The sequence below is a fragment of the Agrobacterium sp. ST15.13.015 genome, from assembly GCF_027871645.1.
Taxonomy (GTDB): Bacteria; Pseudomonadota; Alphaproteobacteria; order Rhizobiales; family Rhizobiaceae; genus Agrobacterium; species Agrobacterium leguminum.
On sequence record NZ_JAQAHF010000026.1, the window covers coordinates 1 to 16,323 of the forward strand.

At 60.2% G+C, this 16,323-nt stretch carries 15 protein-coding genes; 13 read left to right on the top strand and 2 right to left on the bottom strand.

Features of this window, described 5'->3' with window-relative positions:
- Positions 1-388 precede the first annotated feature (388 nt).
- Both PIB16_RS25095 and PIB16_RS25100 read left to right on the top strand, forming a co-directional pair.
- Positions 389-1,282, top strand: coding sequence for a lytic transglycosylase domain-containing protein (locus PIB16_RS25095; protein ID WP_271046555.1), 894 nt, complete (start codon positions 389-391; stop codon positions 1,280-1,282).
- 173 nt (positions 1,283-1,455) lie between these two features.
- A complete protein-coding gene (locus PIB16_RS25100) occupies positions 1,456-1,869 on the top strand; it encodes a hypothetical protein (protein WP_271046556.1) in 414 nt (137 codons plus the stop codon).
- A 36-nt stretch (positions 1,870-1,905) separates the two neighbouring features.
- Here the strand turns inward: PIB16_RS25100 and PIB16_RS25105 are convergent, their stop codons facing one another.
- Positions 1,906-2,808: a hypothetical protein gene (locus PIB16_RS25105; RefSeq protein WP_271046557.1), complete on the bottom strand. Its 903-nt coding sequence runs from the start codon at positions 2,806-2,808 to the stop codon at positions 1,906-1,908.
- Positions 2,809-2,999: 191 nt separating this feature from the next.
- Here PIB16_RS25105 and PIB16_RS25110 point away from each other — a divergent pair, with 191 nt between their 5' ends.
- From PIB16_RS25110 to PIB16_RS25135, 6 genes are all read left to right on the top strand, one after another.
- Positions 3,000-3,980, top strand: coding sequence for a 3'-5' exonuclease (locus tag PIB16_RS25110; RefSeq protein WP_271046558.1), 981 nt, complete (start codon positions 3,000-3,002; stop codon positions 3,978-3,980).
- A gap of 182 nt (positions 3,981-4,162) precedes the next feature.
- Complete coding sequence (locus PIB16_RS25115) at positions 4,163-5,248, top strand: ABC transporter ATP-binding protein (RefSeq protein WP_080857148.1); 1,086 nt, start codon at positions 4,163-4,165, stop codon at positions 5,246-5,248.
- 30 nt (positions 5,249-5,278) lie between these two features.
- Entirely contained in the window at positions 5,279-6,568 is a 1,290-nt protein-coding gene (locus tag PIB16_RS25120) for an ABC transporter substrate-binding protein (RefSeq protein ID WP_271046559.1), read from the top strand.
- Positions 6,569-6,804: 236 nt separating this feature from the next.
- Positions 6,805-7,716 (top strand): ABC transporter permease, encoded by a 912-nt coding sequence (locus PIB16_RS25125; protein WP_271046560.1) that lies wholly within the window; start codon positions 6,805-6,807, stop codon positions 7,714-7,716.
- A gap of 4 nt (positions 7,717-7,720) precedes the next feature.
- Positions 7,721-8,539, top strand: coding sequence for an ABC transporter permease (locus tag PIB16_RS25130; RefSeq protein WP_059758750.1), 819 nt, complete (start codon positions 7,721-7,723; stop codon positions 8,537-8,539).
- Between the two features lie 11 nt (positions 8,540-8,550).
- Complete coding sequence (locus tag PIB16_RS25135; RefSeq protein ID WP_271046561.1) at positions 8,551-9,354, top strand: aspartate/glutamate racemase family protein; 804 nt, start codon at positions 8,551-8,553, stop codon at positions 9,352-9,354.
- Here the strand turns inward: PIB16_RS25135 and PIB16_RS25140 are convergent.
- A complete protein-coding gene (locus PIB16_RS25140) occupies positions 9,246-9,872 on the bottom strand; it encodes a hypothetical protein (protein ID WP_271046562.1) in 627 nt (208 codons plus the stop codon). The two genes, PIB16_RS25135 and PIB16_RS25140, sit on opposite strands and share 109 nt — an antisense overlap.
- A gap of 840 nt (positions 9,873-10,712) precedes the next feature.
- Between PIB16_RS25140 and PIB16_RS25145 the strand changes: the two genes are divergently transcribed.
- The 5 genes from PIB16_RS25145 (at position 10,713) to chrA (ending at position 16,320) form a co-directional block, all read left to right on the top strand.
- Positions 10,713-11,615 (top strand): hypothetical protein, encoded by a 903-nt coding sequence (locus tag PIB16_RS25145; RefSeq protein ID WP_065656051.1) that lies wholly within the window; start codon positions 10,713-10,715, stop codon positions 11,613-11,615.
- Between the two features lie 59 nt (positions 11,616-11,674).
- On the top strand, positions 11,675-13,543 hold the full coding sequence (locus tag PIB16_RS25150) for a tyrosyl-tRNA deacylase (protein WP_174039791.1): 1,869 nt from the start codon (positions 11,675-11,677) through the stop codon (positions 13,541-13,543).
- 221 nt (positions 13,544-13,764) lie between these two features.
- Positions 13,765-14,307: a hypothetical protein gene (locus PIB16_RS25155; protein ID WP_271046563.1), complete on the top strand. Its 543-nt coding sequence runs from the start codon at positions 13,765-13,767 to the stop codon at positions 14,305-14,307.
- Between the two features lie 135 nt (positions 14,308-14,442).
- Positions 14,443-14,925, top strand: a complete 483-nt coding sequence (locus tag PIB16_RS25160; RefSeq protein ID WP_080857141.1) for a hypothetical protein — start codon at positions 14,443-14,445, stop codon at positions 14,923-14,925.
- Positions 14,926-15,111: 186 nt separating this feature from the next.
- Positions 15,112-16,320 (top strand): chromate efflux transporter, encoded by a 1,209-nt coding sequence (gene chrA, locus PIB16_RS25165; RefSeq protein WP_271046589.1) that lies wholly within the window; start codon positions 15,112-15,114, stop codon positions 16,318-16,320.
- The last annotated feature ends 3 nt before the right edge of the window (positions 16,321-16,323 follow it).

Sequence of the window (16,323 nt, forward strand, 5' to 3'; positions counted from 1 at the left end):
TCATGCACCGGCGACGCACCGATCGGCTTCTCGACCCGCCACCGGACAAACCCAGAAACCAAAACCAGATGGCCTTCCAATGGCCGCAAATTTAAACCGGACAGTAGTGGGCTTGTCCCGAGGATCTGCAACGTATTGATTTTATTCGACGTGATCAGATCCTCGGCACATGGCCGAGGATGACGTCGAGAGAAAGTTGACCCTCCATTATTGACTTGAAAGGGGCTGCCCGCCGTCCGCGCCCCATACGATCACGCCAGTCCATTCGATGTTCGATACGTGATGACAAGCCGGAAAGCTGGGCATATCTTCCGGATTGGCCGATAATCGGCACATCGTGTCTGGAGTTTTCGGGGGCTTTCGCTTGGCAGGGATATCGACAAGCCGCATGGCTCTTGCCCTGTGTCTGCTGACCGCAGCCTTCGGCGCGGCGCAAGCCGAAGAGCCCGCCGGGAAAAAAGCCGCCTGCGCCTATAGCCATGATGTCGCGCCGGACCTGTGCATCAATGCAGGCAGTTACAATAATGATCTTTGCCATGCCATTGAGGTGCTCGCCGCCCGCCATGCCGTTCCGCCGGATTATTTCGCCCGGCTGATCTGGCGGGAAAGCCTGTTCCGGCCCAATGCGGTCAGTCCGAAGGGGGCGGAGGGCATTGCCCAGTTCATGCCGGGCACGGCCCGGTTGCGCGGTCTCGAAGACAGTTTCAACATCATCGCCGCGCTTGAGGCGTCTTCCCGATATCTCTCCGAATTGAATGTGCAATTCGGCAATTTCGGCCTTGCCGCCGCAGCTTACAATGCGGGGGAGGCGGGCCTGCGGAACTTCATCGCCAACGGTCGCCTGCCGACCGAAACCCGCGATTATGTGTTCGCGATCACCGGTTATCCGGTGGAGACATGGAAGGACAATCCGCCAGAAAAGGCGGCGCCGGCGCTGGATGGCAACCGTTCCTTCCTCGATGCCTGCGTGCGTCTCGCCGACACCCGCACCATGAACGATCCCGTTCTCATTGCATCGGCCGACTGGGCGCCCTGGGGCGTGCAGCTTGCCGCGCATTATAATCCGGCCGTGGCGAACCGGCTTTTCACCCGGTCGATCCTGCAGCTTTCGGAACCGCTGAATGCCGAGCGGGCTTTGATCGTGCGCCAGCGGGGCGGAAATTTCGGTTCGCGGCCGCGTTTTGCCGCCCGCATCGGCCGGGAGACCAGAGCCGAAGCGAATGCGCTTTGTGGCGATATCCGGCGCGCTGGCGTTCCCTGCACCGTGTTCCGCAACAGGTGAAAACGGCGCGCGCCGGACCAGTAAATCGTCTTCCCGCGACAGGGCTGGTCATAACAAGTTGATCGGCTTTACGGACGTTCCATCTTTCCGTGCAAAATGATCGTGCCTAGATTTGCCCCCGGACGCCGGCCGAGAACCGCGGCCGGCGAGGTTTTGTAGGGAATGATCTGGAAATGAGATGGCTTGAAAGAGGATGTCTGGCGGCCGTGCTGGTCGTCGTTGCGGCGTGCACCAGCGCCGGCGAGACGGAGATTTCCCGCACTGTCGCCGGTTTCGTGGGGCAACCGCGCGAGGCCGCAATCGCCCGACTCGGCCGCCCGAACAAGGTCATCATCGAGAACGGCGACACCGAATCCTACTGGCTGAAAGTCGATAGGGAGACCTATGCCGGTCTCAGCAACAGGCGCGAAGTCAAGACCGTAGACGGGCAGGCGCAGGTCTCGGAAATCGAGGGCATGAAGATCAAGGAGCATCGCCGCGACTGCATCATCAAGATAACCGCAGATGCCGCCTCCATCATCAGGACAAGCGAGATCATCGGCAATCCGGCCAATTGCGAGAACCTTCTCGACAGCCAGGCCTCCTGAGGAACTGCTGTCGCGGCCGCTCCGCTTCCCGAAGCCTCAAAGCTCCATCTTGATCGTCAGCATATATTCGGTGCCCTTCGCCCGGTCGCGCGTGCGGGAGACTTCGAGCGTGACCTTATCCATCTTGTGCCCAAGGGTTTCCTTGATCGTTCCTCCCGGCGTATCCTCGCGCCGGAACGAGGTGTCGCCGTAACCGACGCCGATTTTGCGGGTAATGGCGTTTTCCGTGTAGGTTCTTCCGAACATGGCGGAAGCCTGGCCGCTGCGCACCGTCGTTTCGAAACCGCGGGATTCGAGGTCGCGATAGGCCGAGGCGGCAATCGAATTGTCCGAGGTGCTATAGCTGCCGCCGGCGCTTATTCTGGCGAGGCGATGGCCGTCATGTTCCAGGGAAAAATTGCCATCCGCCGAAGGTCCGAAACGACCGCCGTTCATGGCATCCTTATAGGTGAAGCGGAAGCGGCCGCTGCGTGCGTCCACCTGATAATTATAGGAGGCGTCGCCGCTGCGGATCTGGATGCCCGGCGCCGGCTCGCTGCCGAGAATCGGCGATACCTTGTCCGCAAACTGGAACAGGGGTTTGGTGACCTCTTCGAATTCCGACTTCGACAATGCCAGCGGCTTGCCATCCGGGTCGAACTTCCCGACCGCCAGGCACGGGCGCTGGTTGATGATGCTCTTCAGGGCAAAGACCGTGCAATTGTCGCTTGTCGTGCCGGCAATCGCGGCGTGCACGGAATTGCGCAGGGTGTAACTGCCGCAGCAGGAGAAGGCCTCGTTGTCGAGGCTCGCATCGCGCGTATAGCCCGTAAAGACAATGCCGCTCGCCCCGTTGGTGAGGCCTGCATTCGCGAAATGCGGCCCGCTTTGCAGCGGAAACAGTTTTAGCCGGCTCTGGTCAGCGAGCGTTTTCGGGTTGGAAGGCGATGGAAGCGGCATTCTTCTTCTCTCCTGAAACACGGGAACGGTGCGCTTTTTTTACCATCGTAAATTGAAGTCGCAACCCTTAACTGTACCCCGTGAGATATGCCGTTTCTGTGGATGAGAGCGACCGCTGTTGTTACCGTGAGCCTGTGCGCATATGCTGGAATACTCAATCTTGATTTCCGGGCAAGGCGGACAGGCGCATAATGACCTCCCAGTTGGATTTTTTCGCACCCGCGGCAGCGCGGCTTCCGCAGGCTGAAAGAGGGCGAAAAGCCGGTGGTCGCGAAACGGCCCAAAAGACCGGTACGGACGATGAGGCCCTTACCGCCTATCTTGAATCCACCGGCAATTATCGTGTCCTGCGCCGGCTGCAGCCGCGCGCGGTCGTTGATCGGCCAAGGCCGGAATTTGCCCGTCAGGGTGTGATCCTCGATACGGAAACGACGGGTCTCGACCATCGCACCGATGAGATCATCGAAATCGGCGTCATCACCTTCACATTCGACGATAACGGCACAATCGGCGATGTCACCGGCATTTATGGCGGGTTGCGGCAGCCAGGTATCGCCATTCCCGAAGAAATCACCCGTCTGACCGGGATCACCGACGACATGGTCGCGGGACAGTCGATAGACATGGACCGGCTGACCTCCCTCGTTGCCCATGCCGATCTGATCATCGCCCACAATGCCGGTTTCGACCGTCCCTTTTGCGAGGCCTTCTCGCCGATCTTCCGCGACAAGGCATGGGCCTGCTCCGTTTCGGAAATAGACTGGCGCACGCGTGGTTTCGAGGGCAACAAGCTCGGTTATCTGATCGGCCAATCCGGCTATTTCCACGATGGCCATCGCGCGGTGGATGATTGTTTCGCGCTGCTGGAAGTGCTGGAGCAGACGCGCCCCGGCCAGAGCAGCACGCCCTTTGCCGAACTTGATGAGGCAAGCCGGCGCTCAAGGGTGCGCCTCTACGCGGAAAACAGCCCGTTCGACATGAAGGACCACTTGAAAAAGCGTGGCTATCGCTGGTCGGACGGCTCCGATGGCCGGCCGAAATCCTGGTGGGTGGAGCTGCCGGAGGAAAAGCTCGAAGAGGAGCTGCATTTCCTGCGGACCGAAATCTACCGCTGGGACGCCGATCCGACGGTCAAATATCTCACCGCTTTCGACCGGTTCAGGGCCGGGTGAAGCGCGGGGCATTTTGGGCTTTCAGATTGCATACAATTTCTGCAATGAATCGAAAACAATCGCTGTAAAATTGGGCAGGTCCGCGCACGGGTCTCCGAAGCGCAAAAAAATATCATTTTACATCAATGGCTAAGCCGATTGGCACGCCTCCTGCATGACAGAGACGTCGCAGGAGAGTGTTTATGAGCAAAGCCGCAGCAATCGACATCGCGTCCGTATCCAAGATTTACGGCAACACCACCGCCGTGCATGCGATAAGCCTCAAGATTCCCGCCGGGAGCTATTGCTGCCTGCTTGGCCCGTCGGGCTGCGGCAAGACCTCGACGTTGCGGATGATTGCCGGCCACGAAAGCATCTCCAGCGGCGATGTCCGGCTCGGCAATACAGTCGTCACCGATCTGCCGCCCGCCCGGCGCGGCACGGCGATGATGTTCCAGTCCTATGCGCTGTTTCCGCATCTCGATCTCGTCGACAATGTCGCTTTCAGCCTCAAGATGAAGGGCGTGGACAAGGAGACCCGCCGGGCGAAGGCGCTCGAAATGCTGCGGCTGATGCAGCTGGAACCCTATGCCAGCCGCCGGCCGGCCCAGCTTTCCGGCGGGCAGCAGCAGCGCGTGGCGCTGGCGCGTGCGCTGATTACCGATCCCGAGGCGTTGCTGCTGGACGAGCCGCTTTCGGCGCTCGATCCGTTTCTCAAGATCCGCATGCGCGCCGAGCTGAAGAAGCTTCAGACCTCGCTCGGCATCACCTTCGTCCACGTCACCCACAGCCAGGAAGAGGCCATGGCGCTGGCCGATATCATCGTTGTCATGAATGACGGCCGCATCGAACAGGCCGCCACCCCGCGCGAGGTGTTCGAGCGTCCCGCCACCGCCTTCGTTGCCCGCTTCATGGGCGACCACAATGTCATTTCCGGGCGTTACCGGGAAAAAACGGATGATTTCGTCACGCTCGAAGTGGCAGGCGGCGGCACATTTATCGCCAGTGGCGTGGCCCCGGATGACGGCGCGGTCGATATTGCCGTGCGCACCGACCGCGTGCGCGTCGGCGAGGCGGATCAGCCGGGCCTCGGTTTCACCGGCATCGTCTCGAATGTCGAATATCGCGGCGCAAGCGTGAAGATCGCCGTCGCCGGCGCGGGTATCGAGGATTTCAACGTCATCCTCAGCGATGCCGCCTTCTTCGAAAATCCGGTCAGGACCGGCGACGCCATACCGCTTTCATGGAATGCGGCCGATGCCATCGTGCTCGGCCGGGTAGAGAAGTGACCCCAAAAATAACCAGAGGAGAACTTTGAAATGACCGATACCACCAACAGCAAAAAGGGCCTGTCCCGCCGCGGCCTCCTGAAGGCGGGCGCTGCCGCCACGGGTGCGGCGATCGGCTCCGGCCTCATCACCGGCTTCCCGACCATCTGGGCGCAGAACCCGATCACCATCCGCCAGTTCGGCACGGGTGTGTCGAACCTCAACGCCATTGCCGAAAAGTGCAAGGCCGATCTCGGCATCACGCTCGAAATGACGGCAACGGATTCGGATGCTGCCGCCCAGCGCGCCGTCACCCAGCCGAATTCCTACGATATCGCCGATATCGAATACTGGATCCTGAAGAAGGTCTATCCGGCCGGCGTTATCCAGCCGATGGAAATCAAGAAGCTGAAATATTACGACGAGATCGTGCCGCTGTTCAAAAACGGCAAGCTGAAGCCGGACAGCGTCGTGGCGCAGGGCACGGCCCCGCACACCGTCGGTTTCGTCGAAAAGCCCGGCGACAAGAAGTTCGCCAAGGGCGAGACCGATTTTTTCACCATGGTTCCGACCATCTACAATGCCGATACGCTCGGCATTCGCCCCGATCTCGTCGGCCGCGATATCTCCAGCTGGGCCGATATCATGGACCCGAAGTTCAAGGGCAAGACCTCCATTCTCAACATCCCCTCCATCGGCATCATGGATGCGGCGATGATCATGGAAGCCATGGGCAACATCAAATATGCCGACAAGGGCAACATGACCAAGGAGGAGATCGACAAGACCATCGACTTCCTCATCAAGGCGAAGAAGGACGGCCAGTTCCGCGCCTTCTGGAAGAGCTTCGACGAAAGCGTCAACCTCATGGCCTCGGGCGAAGTCATCATCCAGTCCATGTGGTCGCCCGCCGTCGCGGCGGTCCGTTCCAAGGGCATCGCCTGCAAATACCAGCCGCTGAAGGAAGGCTATCGTTCCTGGGGCGGCGGTCTTGGCCTTGCGAAGCATCTTTCGGGCGCGAAACTCGATGCGGCCTATGAATATATCAACTGGTACACTTCTGGCTGGGTCGGCGCTTACCTCAACCGTCAGGGCTATTATTCCGCCGCCATGGAAACGGCCAAGGAACACATGAGCGCCGACGAGTGGGGCTACTGGGTCGAAGGCAAGCCGGCGCAGGGCGATATCATCGCGCCCGACGGCAAGGTCATGGAAAAGGCCGGTGCCGTGCGCGATGGCGGCTCCTTCGAGGAGCGCATGGGCAAGGTGGCGTGCTGGAACTCCGTTATGGATGAAGACCGCTACATGGTTCGCCGCTGGAACGAATTCATCGCGGCTTAGTACCCGAAACGGTTAAGATCGGTGGCGTTGGCTGCCGGTCTTGACGGCAACAGAGCCTCTAAACTCTCCGTCATCCTCGGGCTTGTCCCGAGGATCTAACGACCCACCACATCAAACGTGGTTGGGTCCTCGGGACAAGCCCGAGGATGACGTCGCGTTTGAAGAGAGCTTTGCCTGACACAGTGCCTGGTGCGAAAGCTGCCGGTACTTCTGCAAATCCAGCGAAAGGCACACCCATGGTGACGGTCAGACTCATCGGCGTCAGCGATAAAAAGGACAGGCCGCCCCGCAGCTTCGCGCTGCCGCAAAAGCTCGTGTCCTATGTTCAGGCCGCTCCGCTTTTGCTGATCCTCGGCTTTTTCCTGGCTCTGCCGATCCTCATGATCGCCGTCGTCAGCTTCTGGGATTACGATTTCGCCCAGATGTATCCGGATTTCGTGACGTTCAACTATCTGGAAACGCTCGGCTCGTGGGTCACCTGGCAGACCTATCTCAACACCCTGAAATATGCTGCCATGGTCTGGGCCATCACGTTGTTCTGCGGTTTCTGGATCGCCTATTTCCTCGCCTTCCACATCCGCACCACCACCATGCAGATGGTGCTCTTCCTCGTCTGCACCGTGCCCTTCCTGACGTCGAACATCATCCGCATGATTTCCTGGATTCCGGTGCTTGGGCGAAACGGCCTCGTCAACAGCGCATTGGTCGGCACCGGCATCATTCCCGAGCCGATCGAATGGCTGCTTTATTCGGATTTCGCCGTGGTGCTGGCCATGGTGCATCTTTATACGCTGTTCATGGTCACGCCGATCTTCAACACGCTGATGCGCATCGATAAATCGCTGATCGAGGCGGCGCGTGACGCCGGCGCGACGGGCTGGCAGACGCTCACCAACGTCATCATTCCGCTTGCCAAGCCCGGCATGGCCATCGGCAGCATCTTCGTCGTCACGCTGGTCATGGCCGATTTCTCCACGGTTCAGGTCATGTCCGGCGGCCAGAGCGCCTCGGTGGCGCTGATGATGAAGAACCAGATGTCGCTGCTGCAATATCCGGCCGCCGCTGCGAACGCCGTCATCCTGCTCATCCTCGTTCTTCTGATGGTCGCGGGCATCCTGCGCATCGTCGATATCCGCAAGGAGCTTTGATCCAATGCATCAGGAAAAACGCGGCCGCGAATTCTACATCCTCGCCTTCTTTTTCGCCCTCTTCGTGCTGTTCCTCTACGGTCCGCTGTCGGCCATCCTCATCCTCGCCTTTCAGGGGCCGAATGGCGGGCTGACTTTCCCGCTGAACGGCGTTTCGCTGCACTGGTTCGGCAATCTCTTCGAACAGCAGGCCGTCGGCGATTTCGGCGGCTCCTTCCGCCGTTCCCTCGGTCTCGGGCTGATGGTCATGGCCGTTACCGTGCTGGTCTCGCTGCTGGCGGGCCTTGCCTTCCGGCGCAAATTCATCGGGGCGACGCCGTTGTTCTATCTGTCGGTCGCAAGCCTCGTGGTGCCGTCGATCATCATTTCGCTCGGCATCGGCGTTCTGTTCCAGCAGCTCGGGCTGGAGCCGTCATGGTATACATCGGCCTTCGGCGCGCATCTCACCTGGACGCTGCCTTTCGGCGTGCTCATCATGCTGGCCGTCTTCAACCGCTTTTCGCCGTCCTATGAGGAAGCGGCCCGCGATCTCGGTGCATCCTCCTGGCAGACCTTCGCCCATGTGGTGCTGCCGATGATCGCGCCGAGCCTGATCGGCGTCGGCCTCTTCGGCTTCACGCTTTCTTATGACGAGTTCGCCCGCACATTGATGACGTCAGGCACCTACAACACGCTGCCGCTGGAAATCTACGGCATGACCACCAATGTCACGACGCCGGTGCTTTATGCGCTCGGTGCTGTTACAACCCTGTTTTCCTTCCTGGTGATCGCGGCCACGCTCGGCCTGATCGTCACGCTCAATCGCCGCCATTCACGCGGATAAAGAAACGTAAAATGCGCATACTCGTCATCAATCCCAACACCACGCAATCCATGACCGCGACCATCGCCGACGCCGCGACGCGGATAGCCGGCCGCGATACGGACATAATGGCCGTTACCTCGTCCATGGGGCCTGTCTCCATCGAAGGTTATTACGACGAGGTTTTCGCCGTGCCCGGCCTGCTGCTGGAGCTGGCAAAGGCGCCGGCGCTTGGAGCCGACGCGGCGATCATCGCCTGTTTCGACGATACCGGGCTCGATGCCGCCCGGGCTCTCGCCGATATTCCCGTTATCGGCATCTGCGAGGCGGCGGTCTCCGCCACCGCCTTCATCGCCCAGAAATTCACCATCGTCACGACGATGGAACGCTCGCGGCTGCCGCTGGAACATCTTCTCCATCGTTATGGCATGTCCGCCCGCTGCAATGTGCGCGCCGCCGATATTCCGGTTCTGTCGCTGGAAGATCCCGCCTCGAACGCTCGTGAAAGGCTGCGCGCGGAAATCTCGCTGGCCCTGAAAGAGGACAGGGCGGAGGCGATCGTGCTCGGTTGCGCCGGTATGGCGGATCTTGCCGCCGAACTGCGCGATGAGTTCGGCGTGCCGGTTGTCGATGGCGTCGCGGCGGCCGTCAAGCAGGCGGAATCGCTGGTGTCCATGGGGTTGTCCACCGCCAAGCGCGGCGCCTATGCCACGCCGCTTGCCAAGCCCTATCGCGGATTGCTGGAGCCATTCCGGCCGGACAGGCTCTCCGGGGCATCGGCAGACGGCGGAGACGTTCTCACCGCTTCCGCCCATAAAACGACGAAGGCGAGCTGATAGGCCAGATCGCGCTGGACGTTCTGCAATGCAAGATCGCTCAGAACTATTCTGGATCCGTTTCTTTGCAAGATGTTCAAACGCTCGGCCTTGGCGAGTATGGCCGTGACATGAGCGCGACTGACCCCATAGGCGCGCGCCGTGGCCTTGCGGGAGAACACGCAACCCGTCGCATCGCACGCGTCTGTCTTCGCGGCGGACAGCAGGTCCAACAGGATCAGGAAACCAGGCGCATGCCCAAGGAACATCCGCATTCCCTCTGAGAGAAAAGGCAAATCCTGCGCGTGCCGCAGAAACCAGCTCACACCGTCGATCAGCGCGCCCGTTCCGATGGCTTCCTCCGCAGGCGTCTCCGTTGCCGGGAGGGTTTGCCATGGCGAGGCCGCGACGCAATAGGTGCTGGCAAGCCTCTCGATTGCCGAAATAATCCAGCCATTTAGCGACCATGGCCGCTCACGGTTATCGCCGCCGGGCGGGTGACGCTGCGCGGTATTTTCCAGTTCCAGCCAGTCGATCAAGGCGCGTGTCCTGCGGCTGGATGCCCAGCCGGGTGGAACGACGAATGCCTGAACCGCCGCCAGCGTAAATTGCCCGCCATGGACCGATGCGATACCCACGGCGCACATGACGGTGGCGAATGCGCCGAAGTCTCCGAGCGCACGGACGAGGCGCTGCTCCTGTTTGAAGGCGTTCGATAGGTGGGTGCAAAGATAGGTGACAGCATCACCAAAGGCATCGTCGTTCAGGATTCGGTTCGCAAGTAGGTCCAGCCTCTCTCGAAGCATGTCCGGCCGAGGCCGGGCGAAGTCCCTCCTCGGGTGCGTCTTTGAAGCTGGGGCGCCTGCTTTTCCGGATACCTTTCTCCCGTGGTTTTTTGCGCATCGCTACTTTATGGCGAATTCGAAAACGTGAGTTCTGTTCGCTGACAACGGCCGTGCAGGGCAGTCGTGACAGCCGGAAGGTTCCCCTCCGTAAGATGCGTGCATTTTGTTGCACTCCCCCGAGGCCCTGTTGAGCGGTATTAAAAAATACTCTCATAAATTGAATGTTAAGGGGCGCGTAAAAATGTGTTCCCTTTTGAAACGGTTTGCGGGAGTAACGCTGACAATAGCGTTATATGCTGTTTTTATTGCATAATTTAATGAAGCATCGGATGTGGAATCTTTCGTCCATTTTCCCGGAATGCAATCTTTGATGGTTGCTTTTTAGGTCTTGACGACGTTGCAGACGATGCGTCCGAAAGCGCCTGATATCCGAATGTTACTGCCATGTCTCCGGCACGGTCGGCAGCGATGCCGGGCGGCGCATGGAGCCCGTCATGCCTTTTATTCATCCCCAATTCTCCAGAGGAGGTTAAAATGATGCAACTTAAACACGTTGTTTTTGCCGGCCTTGCGGCCTTCGCAATGCAATTCGATATCCCGTCCATGGGCCAGCCGGCCATTGCGAACGCGGCCACCCTCACCGCCGAGCAGACGGCGGCTTTCAAGTCGAAACTGGAACAGGCGGAAGCGAGCCGCGAGTTGCTCGGCCGCCGATCCGTGTGCCTGATGGACCATCTGACGGCGCAACAGCAGCTCAGCGCCGACCGCGAGAAGGCGCTGGGGGAGGCCATGTACCTGCAGATCGAGCTGGAGCGGCAGGTGGTGCAGTCCGAAACCAGCGTGAAGGGCTATGAGGAGCTGGTTCAGTCCGAAAACGAGAACGTCAAGGCGCGCCAGGCCACCTTCGAAAAAGCCCGGAAGGAAAGGGACGAGCAGGCCAAGCGAGTAAAAATATGCAGCGGCGTCCTCTTCTTCCTGCCGGGAATTTGCCAGGCCGGTGACGCCGCGGTGAAGGCGCTGGGCTGGATGAATGATGCGGAGCGGGAATACCGGACCGCGCAGCCACGGCTGGACAATGCCCGGGCGGCTCTTGAAGGCGTTCGCAACCAGCTCGAAAACAATCGCCGCCAGCTTGCGGCGGCACAGCAGAGCCACGCGGAAAACCAGAAGGCGGTGAAAACTCTGGAGGAGCAGATCACCAGGCTCAAAGCGGCGATCTCCACCATCAACGTCAAGGTTCAGGACTTCAACATTCAGGTCGGCAACTTCACCAGCGCTCTGAAGGAAGCGAGCGAGGTCAATCCCGACGACGCGAAAATACGTCAGGTTACGCGGCTGTCCGCCGAGATCGACGGCCTGACCAAAGACGTGCCGCAGTTCATTTCCTCCACCGAGGCCGGACTGCCGGACGACGCGAAGAAACAATGCGGATCGTGAACGATCACTCCCCAAAAAAAAATGACTCTCCGTAACCACCCATCAACAGGAGCATGAAAATGAACAATGTCGTGACTTTCGAAAGCCGGACCGCCCAGATCAACAGCGCAATCGACGCCGGCGTCGACGCTATCGTTTCGCAACCGAATTTCAGCCTTCCCAAGTCGGATACGGCGCTTGTCCGGTCTTATGTCGATAAGATCCAGGGAACCTATGATGTCGAGCGCGCCAAGCGCGACACCGACAATGCGATCGATCTGCTTTACATCGCCTATAACACCACGCCGCAGGAAAACGGCGATATTCGCGTCCGCATCAGCGCTATCATGAACAGGCTGATCACGTCCCAGCAGAAAAGCGAAATAGTCATGAAGAACGCGATGGAGGCAGCCACCCGCATCGGCCTGTCCATCGCCGATCTTTTCCCGGACTGGCTCGATGTCAGGGAAGAAAACGATCAGGCCGAAATCAAGGCATTTGTCTCTAACGATCTGATAAAGCTCGCAACGAATATCCGGGATAGGGCGCTCAGCGTTCGAGACGAGCTTCTTGCCCTTGCTGCAACCTATGACGCCATCATCAGGGACACGGCGCAAACCACGGATATGAGCGAAACGGCCTTGAGCAAACGCCTCGCCGATAAAGCGGTGATGGAACGGGAAATCCGCGAGGCGGACGCACGGCGGGAACAGCTTGAATCGCTTGTCAACGATCTCAAGGAACAGGTTGCGGCATTCGAAAAGAAGGCCCGGGAATATGAGCAGCGGGCCAATACGGCCGAGCAGCGTGCTTTTGTCATGTCGATCGTCCGGGTCGGCGCGCAGATGATTTCAAGCGCAATTCCCGCCATCGCCATGGTGGCGGGCGGTCCTGCCTCCATGCTGGCCTCGTCGGTTGGCGGCGCGCTTTCGGGACAGTCCAAGGCCGGGCAGGATGCAGACGGGCAGGGGCAGGGCGGCGGCTCCCGCACCCCGTCAGGCGGCGGAAGCAAGGCCGATGCGGCCGCCAAGCAGAGCGAGCTTTCCGAAAAGAAAGCCGAGCTTCGCAAGAGCGAGGAAAAACGCGACGCTCTGAAGGGGGATGTCAAGTCGCTCGAGGACGCCAAGGCGAAGCTTGCGCAGGACGCGGAGAGCGCGGACCCCAAATCGAGCAAGGCCATCGAGCTTGCCGAACTCGACAAGCGTCTGGCTGCACGTGCCGCGGAACTCAAGGCGCAGGAAGAAAAGATCGCCGCTCAGCAAACGGTTATTTCCAGCCTGCAGGCTTCGCTCGATGCTTTGGACAAGGGGCTGGGCAAGCTCTCCGAAGAGCAGCAGCAACAGGCGGCCAGCCTGCGCGAAATCCAGATGCAGATGATCGACAAGGCGGAGGCCTATGAGAAGGAACGCCGTACCCAGGCGGCCGAGCTCATCAGGATCAACGCCTTGCTGAAGGGAAAGCAGGCCGAGGATGACAAGATCAAGCTTGCGGTGCAATCGCTCAACGTCAGCATTTCGGCGCTGAAACGCATGAAGGAAATCGTTGAAGAAATCGCCTTCTTCTTCAAGGGCTTTGCCGATTTCATGCAGGCGGTTGCAGATGATGCACAGCGTCAGATCACCGGCATCGAAAATGTCGCCGGGCAGGAGACGCTGCGAAAGAACCGCTTCGCGCAGCTCATCCGCTCCGTCGACGAGTTCTTCGTCAGGCAAACCGCCCAGTGGCACGCGGTGGTGATCGTCTCCGACCGCTTCAACCGCAGCTTTGCCGAAGGATGGTCGAAGCTCAACAAGTTGCAGGGTGGATATATCGACAGTGCCAATCTGCCGGCCTATCTGGCGGGTGTCGCGGAGAAGCTCTCGGCCATCGTCGCCGAACGTGAGGCTGCCGCGGACGCAAAAATCGCGTCGTTGCAGGCCTATCGTCAGGACCTCAGCAAGACCGCCTGATCCCTTAAGAGCCTGCCGCTCCTGTTCCGGCCCGACAGGACGCGTCTCCATGATCCCGGCCGAACACGTCCCCTCGGGCATGGGATCATGGGCAATGTCCTGCCGGCGCAGATGCCGGCAGGACGGCCAACACCACCCAGACCTCAACACCCGGCAGATGTAATCAACGACGGGCACCCGGCTGTAACCCGTACCCCGTCATTTTCAACAAGGAGAAGACCATGCCAACAGTCAACAACCCTCCCGCCCTGGTGCCCCAGCTAACCCCCGCCTGGTGCTTTGCCGCCGTCGAACAGATGGTGCGGGCCTATTATGGACTTCCCGCGGCGACGCAATACGTCATTGCAAGGCGCAACACCGCAGCACTCGCCACCGTCGATCCCGCGGTTCGAGAGCGCTGGGAACTGGCGGAGGTTCTGGATCAAACCGGCGGCATCAATGAACAGGCCGGCGCCAACCAGAACAGCAATATCGTCCAGCTGGTTTCCAGCCAGTGGAACGCCTTCGATCACGAAACGACCGGCGGCCACTTCGTCAATGGCCTGACGGCCGATATCGTCAGACACGAGATCGATAACAACCGCGTCTTCGTGATCGGCACGGAGTACCACTATTACCTCGTCTATGGCTACACCGTGAATGGCAAGGATCTGGAACTTCATATCCTCGATCCATGGCCAGCCGGGCAGGGCGGTGCCAGAACGCGGCTCGGCCTGCAGGCGTTTTTGGCCATGCCGGCCCGCGTCGCCATCACCTTCGGCTAAGCCGCTAGGCCGAACTCCGGCCGCATTTCCATCGATTGCCGGATTATCCGGCGCCCAATCAACCACAGATCCCACCATGCTATCCTGCACGCCAACGTCCGGGAACAGGTGGTCCATGTCCAAAAGGAGATACACATGCCACTTCTTGGCAATTTCGTCGTCAAGCATATCCGGCCCTTCGGTGAAGCAGGCTATAATGCTTTCGGCAATGATCAAACCATCGAGTTCCTCTCAAGTCTTGGGCTCAGCGGCGGGGATATCGCCAGTATCTTCGCCGCCTGGCGTCTTGCGGCCCTGGCCGATCCCATGGGGCAGAGCAGCCTTCTCGTTGCGGCAGCGAATGGGCTGGCGCAGGCGCGATGGGAATATCTCTATGAGACCCAGATGAGCACTGTCCTGTTCCTCGACGATGTCCAGCTTGAATCCCTCAGCCACCTCGCGCCGGGCGCCAACCAAAACTTCTCATGGCGATCCCCAACCCCCATCGCCGCCGCGGTGACCATCCACAACGGCAGCAACCGGCATCACATCATCTGGGATGCGACGGGCTTTTCCGGCGGCACCGATGAAAATGGCTGGATTTCGCACTTCACCGCATTGTTGCCCACCGAGCGATAGGCCCTTCGCCGGATAATCGCCAAATGACGCCGGAACGTTATCGCAACGTTCCGGCGTCAACGCCGTCAGTCCCTTCATATGCCTGTCATAATGGTATCTGATACCGAAACCGTCTTGAGGCTGATATGTGTTGACGACTAGCCGTTGCACGCAGGGAGTTCTTTGGTGAAATCGTCAACGCGAAGCATGGAGGCCGAAGTGCACGGCCAGAGACACGGCACGACCAACGAGGTTTTCGCAGCTTTCCTGAAGCTCGGCGTCACCTCCTTCGGCGGCCCCATCGCCCATCTCGGTTATTTTCGCGATGAACTGGTCGTGCGGCGCAAATGGATCGATGAGGCCGGTTATGCCGATCTCGTGGCGCTGTGCCAGTTTCTTCCCGGCCCGGCCTCCAGCCAGGTGGGGTTTGCGCTCGGGCTGCTGCGGGCAGGCCCGCTCGGTGCGCTGGCGGCCTGGACGGCTTTTACCCTGCCATCCGCCATTCTCCTCTTTTTCTTCGCCATGGTTGCCGCCTCCATCGAAGGACCAGTCGGCACCGGCCTCCTGCATGGGCTGAAAATCGTCGCCGTCGCCGTCGTGGCGCAGGCGGTCTGGGGCATGGCAAAAAGCCTTGCGCCGGATCGTGAGCGGGCCAGCATCGCGCTTGCCGGCATCGTCTGCGTCGTGTTTGTCGCCGGCGCCTTCGGGCAGATCCTGGCGCTTGCCGTCGGCGCGCTCGCCGGCCTTGCCTTCTGTCGCGCCGATGCCGCGCGGCAGGCCACCCATCTCGCCTTCCGGGTGCCAAAAAGTGCGGGATACATTACGCTCGCCACCTTTGCCCTGCTTCTTGGCCTCCTGCCGCTGCTTGCGGCGGTCGCGGCGTCACAGGGCCTCTCCTTGTTCGATGCCTTTTATCGCGCCGGCGCGTTGGTTTTCGGTGGCGGGCACGTGGTGCTCCCGCTGCTGCAATCGGAAGTCGTCGCCACGGGCTGGGTTACGGAAGATGCCTTCATCGCCGGATATGGCGCAACCCAGGCCGTGCCCGGCCCGCTCTTCACCTTCGCCGCCTATCTCGGTGCGGTGGCAGGGCCACAGCCCAACGGCGTTGCAGGTGCGGCTATCGCCCTTGTCGCGATCTTCCTGCCCGGCATGTTACTGCTCGTCGGCGCGCTGCCCTTCTGGGAAGGGTTCCGCAAGCACCTTTTGGCGCAGGCTGCCATGCGCGGCGCAAATGCCGCTGTCGTCGGCATTCTGGGCGCAGCGCTTTATGATCCGGTCTGGACAAGCGCCATCTTCACCCCGAAGGATTTCACCCTGGCGCTCACTGGCTTCATCCTGTTGACGATCTGGAAAACCCCGCCATGGGCCGTGGTGGTCCTCTGCGCGGCCGGCGGCGTTCTGCTCGCCCTGGCATAGGCC

Bases quoted from the DNA above. Each gene is read 5' to 3' on its own strand.
- PIB16_RS25095 (WP_271046555.1), top strand. From the start codon at position 389: ATGGCTCTTGCCCTGTGTCTGCTGACCGCAGCCTTCGGCGCGGCGCAA.
- PIB16_RS25100 (WP_271046556.1), top strand. From the start codon at position 1,456: ATGAGATGGCTTGAAAGAGGATGTCTGGCGGCCGTGCTGGTCGTCGTT.
- PIB16_RS25105 (WP_271046557.1), bottom strand. From the start codon at position 2,808: ATGCCGCTTCCATCGCCTTCCAACCCGAAAACGCTCGCTGACCAGAGC.
- PIB16_RS25110 (WP_271046558.1), top strand. From the start codon at position 3,000: ATGACCTCCCAGTTGGATTTTTTCGCACCCGCGGCAGCGCGGCTTCCG.
- PIB16_RS25115 (WP_080857148.1), top strand. From the start codon at position 4,163: ATGAGCAAAGCCGCAGCAATCGACATCGCGTCCGTATCCAAGATTTAC.
- PIB16_RS25120 (WP_271046559.1), top strand. From the start codon at position 5,279: ATGACCGATACCACCAACAGCAAAAAGGGCCTGTCCCGCCGCGGCCTC.
- PIB16_RS25125 (WP_271046560.1), top strand. From the start codon at position 6,805: ATGGTGACGGTCAGACTCATCGGCGTCAGCGATAAAAAGGACAGGCCG.
- PIB16_RS25130 (WP_059758750.1), top strand. From the start codon at position 7,721: ATGCATCAGGAAAAACGCGGCCGCGAATTCTACATCCTCGCCTTCTTT.
- PIB16_RS25135 (WP_271046561.1), top strand. From the start codon at position 8,551: ATGCGCATACTCGTCATCAATCCCAACACCACGCAATCCATGACCGCG.
- PIB16_RS25145 (WP_065656051.1), top strand. From the start codon at position 10,713: ATGATGCAACTTAAACACGTTGTTTTTGCCGGCCTTGCGGCCTTCGCA.
- PIB16_RS25150 (WP_174039791.1), top strand. From the start codon at position 11,675: ATGAACAATGTCGTGACTTTCGAAAGCCGGACCGCCCAGATCAACAGC.
- PIB16_RS25155 (WP_271046563.1), top strand. From the start codon at position 13,765: ATGCCAACAGTCAACAACCCTCCCGCCCTGGTGCCCCAGCTAACCCCC.
- PIB16_RS25160 (WP_080857141.1), top strand. From the start codon at position 14,443: ATGCCACTTCTTGGCAATTTCGTCGTCAAGCATATCCGGCCCTTCGGT.
- chrA (WP_271046589.1), top strand. From the start codon at position 15,112: ATGGAGGCCGAAGTGCACGGCCAGAGACACGGCACGACCAACGAGGTT.